Below are 16,537 nucleotides of genomic sequence, written 5' to 3'. Positions count from 1 at the left end.
CCGATGTCCTGCGACACCCACTTCGACAGCGAACCCGCGTCCGAGGACCACTACGAGACCCGGACAATCGAGGTCGCCGGCGGCGGCGAGACCCGACCATGACGACCCCCGCCGAACAGCGGATCGACTCCGCGCCGATCGTGGTCGCGCCGCAGTTGCGGGCCCAGCTCGCGGCCGACGAACCCCGCCCCACGGTCATCGCCTGCGCCGGCCTGGGCGTCGACAGCACCGCACTGTTGATGCGGCTGATCCTGAACCCGCATCTGCGGGACTGGGGCCTCGATCAACTGGTCGTGATCACCGCAATGGTCGGCGACGAGTGGGACCAGACCGGCATCGACTTCTCCGAGGTGATGCTGCCGCTGTTCCGCCGGTACGGAATCCGCTACATCCAGGTGGGCCGCCACCGCCGCAAAGTCACCAAAGCCGGTGTCGGCGTGCGGGTGTTCAGCGATACCCGTGATCCTCAGGTGCTGCACTTCGGCGGGGACTTCCGGCTCTCGGACGAGATGCTGCGCGCCGGCACCATCCCCCAGACCGGCGGCAAACGCCTGTGCAGTGTCCATGCCAAGGGCGACTGCCTCGACCCGGTCATCGCCGCGCTCACCGACGGGCAGCCCTATCGGCACCTCATCGGCTTCGAGGTCACCGAGACCGCCCGCGCGATCAAGGACACCCGGTTCAACACCGCCACCCGCACCGGCGAGTACCCGCTGATGACCTGGGGGTGGACCCGTGCCGACGCCGCAGCCTATCTACTGAAACAAACCGGAAGGTATTGGCAGAAGTCAGCCTGCGTTTACTGCCCCTACAGCCTGTCCAACCAGGCCGGGCGGCAGGAGACCTTCGCCCGTTACCGCCGCATCCCCGCCGCGGGGGCCCGCATGCTGTGGCTCGAACACGTCGCCCTGTGCCTGAACCCCAAGCAGGGCCTGATCGGCGGGCGGCGCGCCGTCGACCACGTGCGCGACGCCGGGTTGACCGCTGTGCTCGACCAGTTCCGGCAGGCGCTCGAGACCGGCGAGCACGCCATCTACGAGGTCCGCCGCGTCACCAGAGCCTCCGACACCGCCGACACGAAGCCGGAGCGGTGGCGTTCGATCCGGCCCATCGCCCACGGTTCCCGCTCGCAGATGCTCGCCGACCTGGACAAGCTGCCGGGGGTGAGCGTCGTGGGCGAGGACGGCATCACCCGTCGCGTCGTGCGCGACGGCCAGCATCCCGACGACAGTTGGGCCGAGCACTTCTGGGTCGCGGCTCCCGCCGGTGTGCAGGTCAAATCCCACGCCGGATTCGAAGCCCTGTGGCGCCAGGCCACCCGGGCGCGCCGCCGACGCGAACGGCACCTGGGGGACGGCTGGCGTGACCGGCCCCCGGCACCGCGGGCGCGCAAAACCGCTGCGCGCCACCACATCCCATGCCTCGTGACCGACAGGAGCGATCGATGACCGCCGAGCCGTCCGCCACACGGCGCCCGCGCCGCCCTGCGCTGCACGGGCGAGATCTGTTGATTCCCTACGAGGACCTGACCCGGCATGCCGGATACACCCTCACCGACAATCACATGCGGCGACTGGTCCGCGCGCTGCGGTCGCCCACCAACCTTCTCGGCGCGGCCGTGAGCGCGACAACCGCGGGATTCCTCACCGAGGCCGAGCATGCCGAGGTTACCGACGGGGAGGATCCTTTCGCCGGGCAGGCACCGGCACGCACCCCGATGCCGTGCGTGCGCAGCGACGCGCTGGTGCTCGACGAGCTGCGGTCGGTGATGGCCGCCTACGACGCCGAACCGTCCACCACCGACCCCACGGCCGCGTGCGAACGCGACCTCCACTATTTCGACCGGCTGGTCGCCGTGCTCTCCGGCGTGGACGATCCCGACCACGCCACCGCCCCGGCCCCGGCCTACGACGCCGACCGCGCCGGCCTCTACCGCGCCCTGGTGGACCGGTGCCACGCCGCAGGGCCCGTCGACCCGCAGACCTACGCGCTGTTGCACGCGGTCGTCTCCCGGCTGTCCCGTTCGACCCCCGCCGACGACCCCGCCGATGGTGAAGTCGAGTCCGCGGGTGCGTGACCGGCCACGCGTCGCCACGGTCACCTCGCTGATCTCGGTCCGCCTCTCCTGTCACAACTTCGGCGGGGCGCCACCGAGCCGCGACCGGCACCGTGTTAACTAGAACGTATGTTCGAGTCGAGTGGTGGTAGCGCACGGCCGGTGTGGTCTGGCCGCGGGGATATCAGCGCCCTCTCGAAAGAGGCCAAGGTGTCGGAACTGCGCAAGCGCATGGCCGCGATCAGCGGCCGAGCCGACACCGCACGCCCGGTCCCCCGGCCCGAGCAAGACGTCCTGCGGGTACCGGGCGATCTCGGAGACCTGTTGCCCGCCGGTGGGCTGGTGCGCGGCACCATGGTCGCGTGCCCGCGCGGCGCAGTACTGTGCGCGCTGCTCGCCGCAGTCACCGACGCCGGCGCGCACGCCGCGGTGGTCCGCGACCCGCGCCGCAATGTGCAAGTGGGGGCGCTGGCCGCGTGGGAGGCCGGATCGGCCCTGGACCGGTTGGCGTTCGTCGACGTCACCGCCGACCGCGCCCTGGAGATGGTGCACGTGCTGGCCGGAGGCCTCTCCCTGATCGTGCTGGACATGCCCGACCTGCGTATCCAGCCGCACACCCTGGATGTGCTGCGGTCCCAGATCCAGTCCACGAAGGCCGTGCTGGTGGCCACCGGTGGAGAATGGCCGCGGCGGCCACAGCTGGTCATCCGGACACATCCGGTGGCGGTGACCGGTTTGGGGCGCGGCACCGGCCGCGTCCAATCGGTCGAGTACCGGGTCGACGTATCGGCCCACAACGCCGCGCCGCGGCACGCCCGAATTGCCCTGGCCAGCGCCGGGGCCGGCCACACCCGATTGGTTCGCTCGCAGCCGGTGGCGGTGCGAATCAGGCTGGCGCACACCGGATGACCCCACCGGCCCACCCCGATCCACCGTTCGTCCGCTGGCTGGCGCGCCCGCGCGCTGTGATCGTGGACCCCAGCGCGGTGTTCCTGCTGCCGCGCCGGTGGCCACCCCCGAACCAGCGCGCCTTGGGCGTCAGCGCCGGCGGGATCGACCTGCGCCTGGACGTACCCGCGATTCCCGCGACGCTGCATCGATGGGTCCGCACCAATCTCGGGCTGTGGCTGGGAGAATGCGAGATCAACTATCGGAGCCGCAACGGCAAGGTCGAAGTGCCGTTGCGGCAGTGGATTCATCAGCACGCCATCCTGCTGCCGTCCCCGCCTGCATCGGCGGACGATGCCACCACCCGCACACGGGACCGCGCAACCCGGCGTTGACCGGGCTTCCGCGGACGGGAAACGGACCGCGCCCGGTGTCGGGTCGCCTGTCTACGGTCAGCGCACACGCCGCCGAGATGCGGGACGCTGATCGCGTCCTAACCTGCTGCGGTTCAACCGATCCGGGAAGAAGGATGTCGATGAGTCTGAAGTTGCCGAGCGCCGTCGTGGCGCTCACGGTCGGGGCGGCGGGATCGGGCAAGTCGACCCTCGCGCGCGGTCTCGCGGCGCGCATCGGGGCCGTCGTCGTCAGCTACGACGACCATCAGCGCCGTCTGCCCGGCGACGACGGCAAGCAAGCAGTCACCGACGTCGCGCTCGCGGCCGCGTGGGCCGAGCTCGATATCCTGTGCGCGGCAAGCACTCCCGTGATCGTGGACGGAACCCACTGCCAAGCGTGGCGTCGCGCCACCGTCCGCGACATCGCCCGCGTACACCACCGGCCCACCGTTGCCCTTGTCCTGCGTGTGCCGCTGCAGATCTGCCAGGCCCGTCAGCACCTGCGCGATCGCCAGGTGCCCGACAGTGACATCGTCCGGCAGCACACGGCCATCACCGCCGCGCTGCCCTGCCTGGCCGCCGAGGGGTTCACGGTGGTCTACCTCGACCTCGACGACCTGGCTGCCCCACCACCGCGATAGTCCGCGCAGTAGCCCACCGGAAAAGGGTTCTCCGGCACCTGATCTCGCGTCGCACGGCCGTCGGCGTCTAGTCGTCCGCCGACCTCGCCGCTCACATCACCGCACCCATTCCCACATGATCAACATGTCGTAGAGACCGTGTACAGCGATGGCCGGCCAGATCGACCGTGTGCACACCGCGACGGTCACGCACAGCAGCCCGCCGATCGCCGAGCCGACCACATTGGTCGCCCCGAAAGGTGCGTGCGCCCAGGCGAACACCACCACCGATGTCGCCGCAGCGAGTCCGGTCCACACGCGGGATCCGAAGGCCCGCTGCACAACCAGCACCGGCGACCGGAAGATCAGTTCCTCGGCGAGTGCGGCGCTGAGCCACGGTTTCAGCACGCCACCACCGACAGTGCCCGCCTCGACTGTGCGGGCGTATCGCGCGGCGTTGGCCGCCATCTGGTCGGCGGTATAAGGAAAGATCTCCGGCACATCCAGCGCCAGCATCAATCGGTGCTGACCGATCGCGGCCGCGATCGGAATGGTCAGACACCACACCACGACGGCGAGCACCCGCGACCGCGGCCAAGCGGGACGCGGCCAGGTGAAACCGAGCCACTGCACCACATCGCGTGCCTCCTGGAGCGGCGACGACCGTCCTGGGATCGCGAGCAGCAGTACGGCCCACCCGGTCACGCCGACGATCAGCGCCGCGATCGCCGGCAGCGGCCGCTCGACGATGGCGTAACAGGTCAATGCCACGAACACCGTCAGCATCGCCCCGGCGAAGATTCGTGTGGTGTTGGCCCACACCTGATTTCGCCGTGCCTTCCGTGCGACGGCATAGTCGTCCCCGGTCACCCAGTCCACCCTCCGGCGCGGCCGAATTGCGCTGGCCCAGGCTATCGTCACCTGCCTCGCTGACCCCGGCACCGCGCCGCCGGGCGCGATGGGCACTGTGGACACGCCCGCCGACGCGGCGTCATCGGGGGTGCAGCGCCGGCTCCGTCGGTACGCGGCCGGAGCCGGACGGGCCGGCCGGTTGAACCAGGAGCCCGTGCGAGCAGCGTCCGAACTGTCGACCACCATGAACCGGCGCGGCGATGCGCCGACGTATCCGTGATCCCGACCAGGTCGAACACCACCCAGGTCGTGACCGTAGTCAATGCTGTCGGCCAGCCGACCCGATCGCACCGGGTTGGCATGCGATGTCGGCCGCTGGCACGACCGGTCAGCCGGGGGCCTGGGTCGAACGATGGCACCCTGCGCCCGACGTCAGCTGTAAGGCTGCCAGGTGGTGTCGAGGTCGCCGGCAGCGAAGGTGGTGAATCGGTGCCGCCATTGGGGCAGGAGTCCGGGGTTGGTGGGTAGCACCGGCAGCACGCTGGTGACCAGTTGGAGTTCGCGGAGGCGGCGCAACGTGGAGAAGTGCGGCGAGGTGAGGATGTCGTAGCCGTAGGCTGCGGCAAGTTCGCGGTGATAGTCGACGGGATAGCGGAACCGCAGCCGGCCGACAGCGACCGGGGTGAGGTCCCATTCACGTGGTCCGAGGGCGGCGGAGTCGAAGTCGCACAGGACGGTACCGGCGGGTCCGGCGATGAGGTTGCCGATGAACCCGTCACCGTGAATGGGTCCGTGCCCGAGTCGATAGTCCACGCGGGTCAGCGCATGGTCGATCGCGTCGCATTCGGTGAGCAGGAGCCGATGCTCGCCCGGGGTGAGAATGTCCTGTTCTGCGAGGCGGGCGCGGATTCCGGTGAGAGGGTTCCATTCGGGGATGGGCACAGTGGGGGCGGGCAGGGTATGCCAGGCTCGCAGGATGCGGCCCAGGTCGCCACCGGTGGGGGCTGGCGCGGTCGAGGGCGTGGGGACGGTGTGCCAGAACGTGACCGGATGCCGCGCCACGTGGAGGGGTTGTGGGAGGTCGTCGACGAGCCGGACGGTGGGCATGGCGTGGTCGGCGAGCCAGCGGGCTATGGTGACAACTTTTCCCACGCGCGACCCCACGGCGGCCGAGCCGGCGATGCGCACGGTGACCGAGTCGTGTCGCAGACGGTAGACGGCGTTGTTGGTGAATTTCACCAGCCGCGCGTCCGTAGCGTCCAAGCCCACCTGCGCGCAGGCCGTGCGCAGAACATCTGCCGCCCAACTGTTTCCGTCGGCGCAAGGGGCGGGTGAGGTCGTGGCGTGGGTCATGCGATCCCCTGACATTGGTCGATGCGGTGGGCGAGGTCGTGCAGGTCGCCGTGGCCGCGATAGTGGACGGTGAGGGCCTTGATCGGGGTGAGGCGGTCCAAGGTACGCACCGACCACACCGAGGCTGCGGCGGCTACGGCGGCCAGGCCGGTGTCCAGCCCGCGGTCGGGTGAGCCTTCCCGCAGGTAGGCGGTGGCGAGTGCGGACAGTTCGAAGGCGCGGCTGCGTGTCATGTCCGGACCGCGCGCGGCGACCGCGTCGGCCAGGTGCTCGATGGCGCGGGCGAGGTCGGCGGGAGCGGGGTCGGGCTGGGCGGTCAGCGCGACGCCGATCGAGGCGGCCAGGTCGGCGGTGCCGAAGAACCGTACCCAGTTCTGGGTGTCGCCTCCGAGCCCGCGGGCGTGTTCGTCTTCGGCGCGGCCGATGAACTGCAGCATGTGGTGGCGGTCGCCGAGCAGGGCGTGCGCCCAGGCGATGTTCGCGCACAGCAGCGCCACAGTGACCCGGCAGCCGGAGTTCTGGGCGGCGAGCTGGCCGAGTTGGAAGAACCGCAGCGCGGTCCGGATCGTAGTGGCGTCGGATCGGCTCGTACCGCAATGCAAGTAGAGACGTCCGGTGCGGTAGAGAATGTTGGCGAGCAACGAGTGGGAGTGGCCCCGGGCGGCCATGTCCAGCGCGCGCCGGAAGTGTCGCCGTGCCGCCGGGTAGAGACCGACGTCGGTGCTGGTCCACCCGGCCAGATTGTGCAGATCGGCGAGCGCGATGTAGAGGGCTTGTTTGGTGTCATCACTGGCATCGGCCAGCAGCAGCGCCTGCGCGCGGCGCAGCCGAGCGTTGACCGCGTCGCGGCATTCACCCCCACCGGACTTGTAGTCGACCGCGCGCATCGCGGCGGTGAACCCGGTCAGGTGGGCGACGTCGTGGTGGTCGATGTGGGTCGGCGCCGGGGTGGGTTCGTCGTCGAAGGGCTGCCACCAACTGCTGTCGTCACCAGGAGCGCCGAGGCCGACGGTGGCCGTCACCGCGGCCGCGTGCGCGAGCAGGTCCCCGTCGTCGGGCGGGACCGGCACGGTCTCGAGACCGGGCTTCCACAGCGCGGTGGTGAGTGGGTCGCGGGCCAGTCCCATGTAGCCGCGCGGGATTCCGAGGCCGTCGGCGATGCGGGACAGCACCGTGTAGGACTGGACGCAGCGGCGGCGATGGAGCACGTCATAGATCTCCGATTGCGCCTGCCCGGTGCGGCGGGCGATCTCGTGCTGGCTGATACCGCGCGCGCCGAGCAGTCGGTAGACGGTTTTGAGGTCGTGCGCGGCCAGCGCCGCCCGCATGTCGGGGCGCTCCCAGACTGCTGCGTCGACGGGCGTGACACCGTCGTTGGTCATCACTGGCCTCCCGTTCGTGTGGACGCCCACACCGGACAGACACTGCTCACTACCGCTGCCACGATTGTGCCCGGCCGACGCGATCGATCTCGACTGGTGCGTCCAGTTGCCGACGGCGACTGGAGGCTGTGACCGGCGCGACCAGTTACCTGGGGGTGCGGTCGCTGGTGATGCTGGCTGGATCGCACACCCACTGGTGTCGATGCCGACACAGGAGGAGATATCACCATGGCACCACGCAGTTCAGTTCCGACAGCCCGCACCGGCGGAGCGGACGCGGCCGTCCGTCCGGCACTGCTGGCCACGTTCCCCAAGCGGGACCTGGCCGCGGATGTGCCCGACCTCGCCCCGCACATCCACGCCTCGCAGGGCAGCTGACCAGGCAAGGGCGACCAGGTCATGCGGTATAACACGCTCGCGGTGCATATCACCAACCGCTGTCCGTTGACCTGCGCCCACTGCATCACCGACTCGTCCCCTCGCGCGCGGGGGGACTTGTCGTCGGTGCAGGTGGACGCAGCGATCCGGTCGGCCGCCCCCTACGTCGACGGGGTGTGCGTGACCGGCGGAGAACCGATGTTGCTGCCGGAGTTGGCGCTCGACGCCATCCGGCTCACCCGCAAGCTCGGGCTACGGGCGTCGATGGTCACCTCCGGGTTCTGGGCTCGCGGCCCGCGGGCGGCCGAGGGCATCATCAAGCGTCTGGCTCAGGCCGGGCTGCACAAGCTCGCGGTGAGTTTCGACCAGTACCACCTGATCCAGCCCACCGCCGACTACATCGGTGAGGACACGCTGCGCCACCTGCTGCGCGCTGCGGTGGGCTCCGGGATGGAACTGGTCGTGCAGTACTGCGGGCCCGCCGACGACGACGCGCACGCCATCGCGACGGCGGCCGCCGCCGATTTCGGGGCCCGCTTCGAAGCCGCGGCGGTGCTGCCGTTCGGCCGAGGGATACAGCTGGCCCGCCGTCGCGGCGCCCGCGTCGAGGATGTTCCCGACACCGCGTGCGGGGTGGTCGGGCGACCGGTGCTGACCCCTGAGGGTCGTCTGTACACCTGCTGCGGGCCAGCACGGGGCGCGCCCGAGCAGTCGCCGCTGCGGCTGCCGATCGGGCAGGCCGGCGACACCGGTACGGCGTTGGCGGCCGCGTCGACGGATCCGATCATCAACGCCATCTACGTGCACGGGCCGCGGCGCATGCTCGAGCTGCTCACCCCCGACGCTCGCGAGCGGATCGGCGCGAAGCTGCTCAACGCGTCGATGTGCGCGCTGTGCCGGGCGATCACCAACGATGCCGACGCGGTCGACGAACTGCGTGAAGTACTGGCCCCGCGCGCGCTGGAACTGATCGCGCAGGCCGGCGTCGTGCACGTGCGCACCGCATTGCCCCCTCCCGTCGCGTTGCTGACCACCCCCCAGGAGCTGTCATGACCTCGATAGCGCTCACCCAGTCGCCGCGGGACCGCCGCGGCGACCTCACCGCCATGGCCGGAGCCATGGCCGATCGCACGGCCTGCTGGCGCACAGCCGAGGTCGCGGAGGCTGCGGTCGCCGTCGGCGCCGACAGCGCCGAGGAGGCCGCGCAACGATTGCACACCCTGCCCAGCGGCACAGTGGTCGCGGTGTCCGCGCCGCCGTGGGTACTCAAGGAGGTCGCGGGCCTGCTGGCTGGACTCGCCCCCGCCGACACCGTCGAGCCCGAGCGGCTCGCGCGGGCGCTGGGCACGGTGGTCGGTGACGCGCACTGTGCAGCGCTGACCCCGGGCGGCACGGCGGTGGTGTACCGGTCCCCCATGGCCGCGCGGGCGTGCTTCTACACCAACGGATCCGGGCCGCTGCGGGTCTCCTCCACCATCCGCGGGTTACGCGCCGTCGACCTCTCCCTGGCCGTCGACGAGGCCGGGCTCGCCGCCTTCCTCATCCCTCAGCTGTGCGACCCGCACGGATCGGCGTTCGCGCGGGTGCGACGGTTGCCGCCCGGGCACGCACTCATCGCTCGCCCCGGCCAGCCGGTGACACTGCGGCAGACCGGATACATCGAGACCGCCGACGTCGCCGGGTTGTCGCCGCACGACCTGGTCGCAGGCTTCCGCGCCCGCCTGCTGACCGCGGTACGTCGCTGCGGCACCGACCACGATGCGCTGCTGTTGTCCGGCGGCATCGATTCGGCGTCGCTGGCGGCGGCGTCCGTGGCCGGGCTGCCCACCCGGCCACGGGCGTACGCCCTCACCTACCGAGCCCGTGACCTGCACGCCTGCGACGAACGGCGCTACCTCGACGTGGTCGAACAGGCCACCGGCATGCAGGTGTCGCGGCTGGCCGCCGACGACCTGTTGCCACTATGCGCGCCGCACCCATTCGGCGATGAACCCGAGGCGTGGACCTACGCGGCCCGCAATTGGGCCATGCTGCAACACATTTCGGCTGACCCAGAGCCGGTCGATGCGGTGTTCGCCGGAGAGGGCGGGGACGAGCTGCTGCTCGGGCAGGTGTTCGCCGTCGCCGACCGGCAGGCCCTCGGCGACCTCCGAGGCGCGGCCGAGGAGCTGACGACCTTCGACAACCCGGCCGGAGCCGGGGCGGTGGTGCAGGCGCTGCTGACCGGCTCCTACGATCGGCGCGGCGCGCGGGTACAGCGAGCGCTGCGGGAGATCCCGCCGTGGCTGTCACCGGCCTACCGGGAACGCTCCGGACTCGTGGACCGGTGCGCAGGCTCCTATCCCGAACTCGGGGCCGGCGGCGGTCTCACGCAGGCGTACTCGCGGGCGCTGGTGAGCGAGGCCGGCGCGGCCGGTCGCGTGCACTGCGGTGGCTGGTGGGAGGACACCGGCCGCCGCGCCGGGGTGCAGATCCGCTACCCGTTCCTCGATCCCGACCTGGCGGCATGGACCTGGGCGCTGCCGCCGACGTTGTTCCGCGACAAGGGAATCGAGAAGGTGGTGCTGCGGCGGGCTCTGCCGGAACTGCCCGCCGCGGTGGCCACCCGCCGCGACAAGGCCGACGCCCGGGTGCTGATGCGCGCCGGCTTGGTGCGGTCGTCGGCAACGATCCACGCCGTCGCCGACGCCGGCCCGCTCACCGACGCGGGGATCATCGACCCCGCCGCCCTGCATGCGGCCGTCGACGACTACGCCGCCGGACGCGCTCCCGTTCATGGACCCGCTCTGTGGGCCACCGTCGCTGTCGACGCCTGGCTCACCCACATCGGAGGTGCCCTGTGACCACCCCTACCCCGAACCCCACCGAAATGTCCACCAGCGCACCGAAAGCCGTGGCCGCCCAGTCCAGCTGCACCGGCGACACGTGGGTGCTGGTACCCGACGCCGACGACGGGACGGTCGCGGTCGTCGACCGGGTCGCCCACCGGGTGTGGACGCTGTGCGACGGCGGCCGCGACGTCGATCAGATCACCGCTGACCTCACCCGCGAACTCGGGCAACCGGTGACCGGAGTCGCGGAGTTCGTCGACCAACTGCGCCACCACGGCTTGGTTACCGGCTGACGACCATCCCCCGCGACTGACGACAGTGCCCGCCCCGGACGATGGGGCGGGCACTGTCGTCTCGGCGAGAGCGGTCAGGTGGTCGGAGTGAGCAGTGCGCGGGCGTGGTCGGGGCCCAGCGACAGCAGCAGGGTGGGCAGCCGCGGGCCGGTGTCCCGCGAGACCAGCAGCTGGTACAGGGCCTTGAAGAAGGTCCGCTGTGCCTTCTTCAGTTCGGCGGTGGGCTCGGCGTCCTCAGACAGCCCCGCCATCAGCTTCGGTACCGCGTACACCAGAGTCGTGAGCCCGGCCAGCGTCCAGTTCTCACCCAGGCGTTCGGACAACAGCGCCACGCCGGCGCGGGTGGCGTCGTCGAGAGAGTCCCACGCCTGCTGGTGGAAGCCGGTGCGCACGACGGTGCGGTCGGCCTCGGGCAGCGACAGGGTGTAGCGAATCGCGTTGTCCAGCCGCGGCTGGATCTGCGCCAGCAGGTCCTCGTCGGCGGCGGGCAGATCCTCGACGCCGTCGGCGAGCAACTGTTCCCGCAGCAGACGCGCGAGCTGGGCGGTGTTGCCGGCGGTGATGTCCACCAGCGCCGACAGCAGGCGGAACGACACCGGCCGACTGGACTGCTCCACGGCCCCGACATGGGTGCGCACACACAGGTCGTACAGGTGCGCGTCCACCGGAGAGGCTTGCCCGGCAGCGACTTTCGCCGCGTACCGGTCCCACTCGTCGTAGAGGCGCACGATGGCCGCCGGCGACAGATCCAGGGTGATGCCATTGGACGGCAGCCGGCGCGCGTACAGCCAGCGCACCATCGGCGGCTCCAGGATCTCGAGCACGCTGTCGGGGGTCGCGGCCCCACCGGCCGAGGAAGACAGCTTGCCGCCGCCGCCTGCCGGGCGCACGAACGAGTACACCGCCGTGGCCGGAGCTTCCGCGCCGTAGAGCGCGGACACGATCACCCGGCCGGACGCGAACGAGCTGGTGGGCGCGTGATGGTCCTCACCGGCGGGCTCGAACTGCACGCCCTCGAAGGCCCACCGCATCGGCCAGTCGACCTTCCAGGCCAGCTTGCCCGACGGGCGGGCGCCGTCGGCGAGACTGTGAGCACCGCCGTGACCGCACCGGCAGGTGTAGGAAATGGTTGCCGTCGCGGAGTTCCACTCGGTGACCTGAGTCGAATCCTTACCGCACACTTCGCAATACGGCACATACGGGAAGTAGGCGGCGCGGCGCTGTTCCACCGGCGTCTCGTCGCGCCCCTCCGTGCGGAACGATTCCAGGATGTCGAAGACCTCACCGCGGCGATCGAGCGCCACCCGGATCTGCGTGTTGTAGGTGCCCGCCGGGTAGGCGACCGACTGCAGAACCTCCCGCATCCGCACACCGAGTCGATTCAGGGCGGCGGTGAAGCGGGCCATATGGCGGTCGGCGTAGCTGGCATACGCGCCGGTCGGGTCGGGCACGGTGGCCAGGGGGCGGCCGATGTATTGCGCGAAGTCCTGAGGTACTCCGGCGGGGACCTTGCGGAGCCGGTCGTAGTCGTCCCACGAGTGATGATGTACGGCGTCGAGGCCACGGGAGAGCAGTTCCTCGGTGACCAGATGGGTGGTCATGGCTTCACGCAGGTTGCCGAGGTGGATGTCACCGGAGGGGCTGATGCCCGACGCGCACACCAATCGGGTGGCACCGTGCTTGGCGGCGTGCTCGATCACTTCGTCGGCGATGCGAGCGATCCACGACGCCTCGCCGGCGGTCGTGTCGCGGGTCTCTGGGGTGACGGAAGCCGGAAGCACCGCGCCACGATACCAGTGGTGACCAGCCGATTCGCTGGCGGCCGGGGAGAAGTGAACCGGCATGACGACTCCTTCCAGATCCAGAAGCGCCACCCACCCGCACGCGACAGTGCGTGGCCGACGGCAGCGGCGGTTCTTCCCGCACCGGCGGCGTGCGATGAGAGTTAGGAGTCGCCGCCCAGCACCGGCAGTCCGGCCTGTGGGTTACCACACCCCTCGCCGAACCCTGTGTGGAGGGACGACAGCGGCGACATCTCCATAGTATGGCATGTTTAAGCAAAGTGCCATAGGAATTATTCAATAAGCTCGGTGTCGGCGGACCGCACCTGCTGGCCGAGGTGGAGACCGGCGAGCACCGCGTCGAGCATCGCGTAAACGTCGGTGTACTCGGCCGAGCGCGGTGCGTGGGTGGCGGTCAGGCGGGCCGCGGTGAACCGGAAGCCGTAGGGGTGCTGCTCGAATCCTTCGGGCTCGGGGTCGTAGGTCAGGGAGGCGACGATGTCGTAGCCCCGCTCTCCGGCGCCCACCGAGGTTCTCACGTACAACTGCAGGCGATCCCGATCTTCGCCGAGCGCGTCGACGGTCGTGTAGCGCAGACCGGGCAGGCCCGCGAAGGTCGGGTCGAACAGCGCGAAATCACCGCAGGTGTAGTGCCGTTGTTCCCCGGCGCCATCCATGTCCATGGTGAGAATTGCCGGGCCGTGCGGCATTTCGCCCCGCAGGACTCCGGGGAAGACGAACCGGTCGTGGCTGTACGCCTGCCACAGGGGCAGCGCGGTCTCGGGTGTCGCATGCTCACGGGCGCAGCGGCGGCACGCCGGATCCTGCCCGTGGTCGATCAGGACGACAGGGAAGACGTCGTCGCCGCAGATCACACACAGGAACCCGTGGATGTCCCGGTCCCAGGGTGCCAGGGCGCGGAAGCCGAGGTAGAGGTTGTCCCAGGAGCCGATCGGTGACAGGGTCGCTGCTTCGGCGCGGCGGCGCTCGCGCGCGTACTCGCTGTACACGGCGGCAGCGCGATCGCGGCCGTGCAGAGCGATCAACGCGGTCACCCAGGCTGTCTGCATCGCTTGACGGGTCTCACTCATCTCTCGGCGGCCACCGGCATCGACCAGGACGCGCAGGCCCGGGTCGTCGGCGAAGAGTGTCCGCATCTGCCGCAGGAGTTGGGCCCTGGTCGCGGGCCGGGTGGTGGCGTCCATGCTGATTTCCTCGGTTCGAGGGCCGATTCTGCGGCGCGAGAGTCGCGCGATAGGGAGGATTCGCGAATTCTCTTCGGCGACACACTGTTTCGGCGATTTGGTGCGGGGAGATGGTCAGTCTCACCCCGGGGAGGGACACGCCAATGGTAGTGCGGTCGACGGTGGCCGGCCAAGTTGCTCTTGGTTGACGGCGGGTACCCGCGTTGTTCGCGCGCGTCAGCAAGTGACAGGCTCGGGTGTGGCCCGAAAGCAGTTGTGCTGGAAGTGATCTTCAGAACCAGAGGTCTTCGGCAGGGAGCACGTCAGCGACGTCGAGCGTTTCGTCCTCGATCATCGCGCCGCCTCGGAATCGAGTGCGTCCGGCGAAGTCGCAGCCGGGTTCGCCGAAGGTCAGCAGGAAGTCCAGGGCGGGAAACTGCGCGGCCGCGTGTGCGACGAACGGGATCGGCGGTGACCACGGCGTCTCGAATCGGTAGACGGCGGCGGCACCAGCGAGGGTGAGGCCGCGAGCTTCGCTGCTGGCGGCGAGGTCAGCGCGCTCGTCTCGCTTCAGCACACCGTGGGTCATCGTGAATTGCGGCTCCCATTTGCAGCCCCAGTTCTGCAGGCGCCACCGGAACCGGGCGCCGTCTCCGGCTTCGACGACGCGTCCGGTGCCCCGGCAAGATTCGCAGGTCGGGTGCGGAGGGTTCGTCGGTTCCGGCGCGGAACCCGGTTTGACCTTGCCTGCCGGTTCGGTGATTGCGTCTGTGACCGGGCGCTTGCCGCGGCCAGCGCACCGGCGGCAGGTGGTTGCGGTGGCCTTGTCGCGGTCCGCGTACTTTTGTGGCGAAGGTTCGGGTACCAAGGCCGCGAACAGCAGAGGCTGCGCCTGCCGGTACTCGATGAGGAATTGGTCGAACGGGATGTCGCTGTCCGGCGGGTAGGCGGCGCGGGCGGCGGCGCGGGCGGGCTGCGCAGCCGCGACGAATACGGCCACATCGTCCGCGCACGCGCCCAGTACGGTCAAGGTGTTGTGGCACCAGTTGGGCATCCTCGCTCCCCTCGCTGCGTCCGGGGTGGTCAGCCCCAGAAAGAATGGATGCTTATAGCATAATGCCCTTAGATGCCTTTTTCAATGATGTATCAACAATTTAGGGGCCAGGTCCGGATGTGGCAGGCAACGTAACAGCCGCGCACGCCGAAAGGTCAGCAGGATATCCGCGGCGAGCGGAACCCGTGTGGGCCGGGTGCGCTGGTGATTCAGCGGCGGTGCCGCCGCTGTCGCTGGGTCGACTGGTGTGAGGGCGCGGCCTTTCGCGTGTGAGTCCGACCGCGCTCAAGCGGCACGACGGTCGCCGGCGGCGACTCGACTCGACTCGACGCCCTCGTCGGGTGGGTGACGAGCTCGTGGACGCTCGCGCCCGAGATCCTGTAGTTCTCGCTTACTTCGTTGGTGATGGCTTGTACTGCGCCCCAATGCTTGTCGAGATATTCGTCAGCGAGCCTGCGACCCGTAACGATCGCAACGCGGTGCGGCTGGGTAATCCGCTCGATCGCGGCGAGATCATGCTTGGCGCCGTAATTGATATCGACTCGGTTGGCCGCAGTGTTGTGGTCGGTGGTGGCGAGCCAGCGCAGCATGGCTTGGTTTCCTGCCCACAGCATCGCGAGGTGGTCCTCACCGGCCACGGAGAACTCGCCCAGGGTGGTTTCGCCGGCGAGGCCATCGCGGGACGTGTCATGGCGTGCGCGGACGGAGACTTCGAGTACCGGATGGCCGGTGAGGGCGGCGACCGTGGCATGGCCGGCTTCGTGGGAGGCGAGGGCCCGCGCGTAGGTGGCTGCGTCGAGATCGGGCAGAACGCGATCGAGAATGTTCTCTCCGAACTCGACATGGCGGCCCTGGCTTGTTCGCTCGCAGTCCCGACACTGCTCGAAGATCGAACTGAGGCCTTGGCCGGTTGTCGGCCAACGGAATTGGGCGCTGTGCTGGTGGGGCCCGCAGAGCAGGTCGATGAGTCTGGGCACGGTCGTGCGGTGAGGGGCGCGTTCCATCAGGAACTCCTCCGAGGAAGGTCTGGCGCGGTGGTCAGGCGCGCCAGTCGGGACATGCGGACGGGCCGGGTGGGGGCTTTCCTCGTGCACTGGTCCGCCGGCTCGCCGATCCGACCACCGCCCGCGGCGGCCCCAGCGAGGTGGCCAGGCCGCGTAGGACGAGGTCAACAGCCACAGCGCACCTAATGGCGGACGGTGATTCGGCGACGGCAGTCGTCGGATCCTGGCGTTGGCACGGTGCTTGTGAGGGGGACTGGGCGTGGTCTAGGTGACGATGCCGGGAGCGGGTGAGGGTGCCAGCGCGTCGGATACGCAGACCTCGAGGCGGTGGTGGCCCGGAACGTAGGAGATCCAGCCCTCGCTGATCCCGATCACGGTCACCGGGACGGCGGCCTCAAGGTACAGGTGGGCGCCCACGGTGATGGTGTGCGCGTCCAGGCCGTAGGAGTTGAGTGAGGGCATGGGG

The 16,537-nt window shown here is 69.9% G+C and carries 17 protein-coding genes; 9 read left to right on the top strand and 8 right to left on the bottom strand.

Annotated elements, in window-relative coordinates:
* The first annotated feature begins 98 nt into the window (after positions 1–98).
* From ACYQ5L_RS39675 to ACYQ5L_RS39655, 5 genes are all read left to right on the top strand, one after another.
* Complete coding sequence (locus ACYQ5L_RS39675) at positions 99–1,448, top strand: hypothetical protein (RefSeq protein WP_459963851.1); 1,350 nt, start codon at positions 99–101, stop codon at positions 1,446–1,448.
* Entirely contained in the window at positions 1,445–2,077 is a 633-nt protein-coding gene (locus ACYQ5L_RS39670) for a hypothetical protein (protein ID WP_459963850.1), read from the top strand. The genes ACYQ5L_RS39675 and ACYQ5L_RS39670 overlap by 4 nt, the downstream gene beginning before the upstream one ends.
* 108 nt (positions 2,078–2,185) lie before the next feature.
* Entirely contained in the window at positions 2,186–2,965 is a 780-nt protein-coding gene (locus ACYQ5L_RS39665; protein ID WP_459963849.1) for a hypothetical protein, read from the top strand.
* Positions 2,962–3,339: a hypothetical protein gene (locus ACYQ5L_RS39660; protein WP_459963848.1), complete on the top strand. Its 378-nt coding sequence runs from the start codon at positions 2,962–2,964 to the stop codon at positions 3,337–3,339. Before ACYQ5L_RS39665 ends, ACYQ5L_RS39660 begins: the two co-directional genes overlap by 4 nt.
* 140 nt (positions 3,340–3,479) lie before the next feature.
* Complete coding sequence (locus ACYQ5L_RS39655) at positions 3,480–3,980, top strand: AAA family ATPase (RefSeq protein ID WP_459963846.1); 501 nt, start codon at positions 3,480–3,482, stop codon at positions 3,978–3,980.
* 96 nt (positions 3,981–4,076) lie between these two features.
* Here the strand turns inward: ACYQ5L_RS39655 and ACYQ5L_RS39650 are convergent, their stop codons facing one another.
* From ACYQ5L_RS39650 to ACYQ5L_RS39640, 3 genes are all read right to left on the bottom strand, one after another.
* A complete protein-coding gene (locus tag ACYQ5L_RS39650) occupies positions 4,077–4,829 on the bottom strand; it encodes a CPBP family intramembrane glutamic endopeptidase (protein WP_459963845.1) in 753 nt (250 codons plus the stop codon).
* Positions 4,830–5,243: 414 nt separating this feature from the next.
* Entirely contained in the window at positions 5,244–6,074 is an 831-nt protein-coding gene (locus ACYQ5L_RS39645) for a phosphotransferase (protein ID WP_459963844.1), read from the bottom strand.
* An 86-nt stretch (positions 6,075–6,160) separates the two neighbouring features.
* Positions 6,161–7,546: a helix-turn-helix domain-containing protein gene (locus ACYQ5L_RS39640; protein WP_459963843.1), complete on the bottom strand. Its 1,386-nt coding sequence runs from the start codon at positions 7,544–7,546 to the stop codon at positions 6,161–6,163.
* Positions 7,547–7,774: 228 nt separating this feature from the next.
* Between ACYQ5L_RS39640 and ACYQ5L_RS39635 the strand changes: the two genes are divergently transcribed.
* From ACYQ5L_RS39635 to ACYQ5L_RS39620, 4 genes are read left to right on the top strand one after another with little or no spacing between them, the layout of a single operon-like run.
* Complete coding sequence (locus tag ACYQ5L_RS39635; protein ID WP_459963842.1) at positions 7,775–7,924, top strand: hypothetical protein; 150 nt, start codon at positions 7,775–7,777, stop codon at positions 7,922–7,924.
* Between the two features lie 21 nt (positions 7,925–7,945).
* Positions 7,946–8,977 (top strand): radical SAM protein, encoded by a 1,032-nt coding sequence (locus tag ACYQ5L_RS39630; protein WP_459963841.1) that lies wholly within the window; start codon positions 7,946–7,948, stop codon positions 8,975–8,977.
* The gene (locus tag ACYQ5L_RS39625; protein ID WP_459963840.1) at positions 8,974–10,767 is read left to right on the top strand and encodes an asparagine synthase-related protein; all 1,794 of its coding nucleotides are present in this window, start codon (positions 8,974–8,976) and stop codon (positions 10,765–10,767) included. Before ACYQ5L_RS39630 ends, ACYQ5L_RS39625 begins: the two co-directional genes overlap by 4 nt.
* A complete protein-coding gene (locus ACYQ5L_RS39620) occupies positions 10,764–11,048 on the top strand; it encodes a PqqD family protein (protein WP_459963839.1) in 285 nt (94 codons plus the stop codon). Before ACYQ5L_RS39625 ends, ACYQ5L_RS39620 begins: the two co-directional genes overlap by 4 nt.
* A gap of 74 nt (positions 11,049–11,122) precedes the next feature.
* Here ACYQ5L_RS39620 and lysS read toward each other — a convergent pair whose 3' ends face one another.
* From lysS to ACYQ5L_RS39595, 5 genes are all read right to left on the bottom strand, one after another.
* The gene (lysS, locus tag ACYQ5L_RS39615) at positions 11,123–12,892 is read right to left on the bottom strand and encodes a lysine--tRNA ligase (protein ID WP_459963838.1); all 1,770 of its coding nucleotides are present in this window, start codon (positions 12,890–12,892) and stop codon (positions 11,123–11,125) included.
* Positions 12,893–13,122: 230 nt separating this feature from the next.
* Entirely contained in the window at positions 13,123–14,034 is a 912-nt protein-coding gene (locus ACYQ5L_RS39610) for a hypothetical protein (RefSeq protein ID WP_459963837.1), read from the bottom strand.
* Positions 14,035–14,305: 271 nt separating this feature from the next.
* Entirely contained in the window at positions 14,306–15,067 is a 762-nt protein-coding gene (locus ACYQ5L_RS39605; RefSeq protein WP_459963836.1) for a DUF1281 family ferredoxin-like fold protein, read from the bottom strand.
* Between the two features lie 209 nt (positions 15,068–15,276).
* Positions 15,277–16,071, bottom strand: a complete 795-nt coding sequence (locus tag ACYQ5L_RS39600; RefSeq protein WP_459963835.1) for a hypothetical protein — start codon at positions 16,069–16,071, stop codon at positions 15,277–15,279.
* 264 nt (positions 16,072–16,335) lie between these two features.
* The gene (locus ACYQ5L_RS39595; protein WP_459963834.1) at positions 16,336–16,533 is read right to left on the bottom strand and encodes a hypothetical protein; all 198 of its coding nucleotides are present in this window, start codon (positions 16,531–16,533) and stop codon (positions 16,336–16,338) included.
* Positions 16,534–16,537 lie beyond the last annotated feature (4 nt).

The sequence above is a fragment of the Nocardia sp. IFM 10818 genome (genome assembly GCF_054655275.1).
This window is presented reverse-complemented; position numbering and strand designations above follow the sequence as displayed.

Excerpts from the sequence above, each read along its gene's own strand:
- ACYQ5L_RS39675 (WP_459963851.1), top strand. The coding sequence starts at position 99 with ATGACGACCCCCGCCGAACAGCGGATCGACTCCGCGCCGATCGTGGTC.
- ACYQ5L_RS39670 (WP_459963850.1), top strand. The coding sequence starts at position 1,445 with ATGACCGCCGAGCCGTCCGCCACACGGCGCCCGCGCCGCCCTGCGCTG.
- ACYQ5L_RS39665 (WP_459963849.1), top strand. The coding sequence starts at position 2,186 with ATGTTCGAGTCGAGTGGTGGTAGCGCACGGCCGGTGTGGTCTGGCCGC.
- ACYQ5L_RS39660 (WP_459963848.1), top strand. The coding sequence starts at position 2,962 with ATGACCCCACCGGCCCACCCCGATCCACCGTTCGTCCGCTGGCTGGCG.
- ACYQ5L_RS39655 (WP_459963846.1), top strand. The coding sequence starts at position 3,480 with ATGAGTCTGAAGTTGCCGAGCGCCGTCGTGGCGCTCACGGTCGGGGCG.
- ACYQ5L_RS39640 (WP_459963843.1), bottom strand. The coding sequence starts at position 7,546 with ATGACCAACGACGGTGTCACGCCCGTCGACGCAGCAGTCTGGGAGCGC.
- ACYQ5L_RS39635 (WP_459963842.1), top strand. The coding sequence starts at position 7,775 with ATGGCACCACGCAGTTCAGTTCCGACAGCCCGCACCGGCGGAGCGGAC.
- ACYQ5L_RS39630 (WP_459963841.1), top strand. The coding sequence starts at position 7,946 with ATGCGGTATAACACGCTCGCGGTGCATATCACCAACCGCTGTCCGTTG.
- ACYQ5L_RS39625 (WP_459963840.1), top strand. The coding sequence starts at position 8,974 with ATGACCTCGATAGCGCTCACCCAGTCGCCGCGGGACCGCCGCGGCGAC.
- lysS (WP_459963838.1), bottom strand. The coding sequence starts at position 12,892 with ATGCCGGTTCACTTCTCCCCGGCCGCCAGCGAATCGGCTGGTCACCAC.
- ACYQ5L_RS39610 (WP_459963837.1), bottom strand. The coding sequence starts at position 14,034 with ATGGACGCCACCACCCGGCCCGCGACCAGGGCCCAACTCCTGCGGCAG.
- ACYQ5L_RS39605 (WP_459963836.1), bottom strand. The coding sequence starts at position 15,067 with ATGCCCAACTGGTGCCACAACACCTTGACCGTACTGGGCGCGTGCGCG.
- ACYQ5L_RS39600 (WP_459963835.1), bottom strand. The coding sequence starts at position 16,071 with ATGGAACGCGCCCCTCACCGCACGACCGTGCCCAGACTCATCGACCTG.
- ACYQ5L_RS39595 (WP_459963834.1), bottom strand. The coding sequence starts at position 16,533 with ATGCCCTCACTCAACTCCTACGGCCTGGACGCGCACACCATCACCGTG.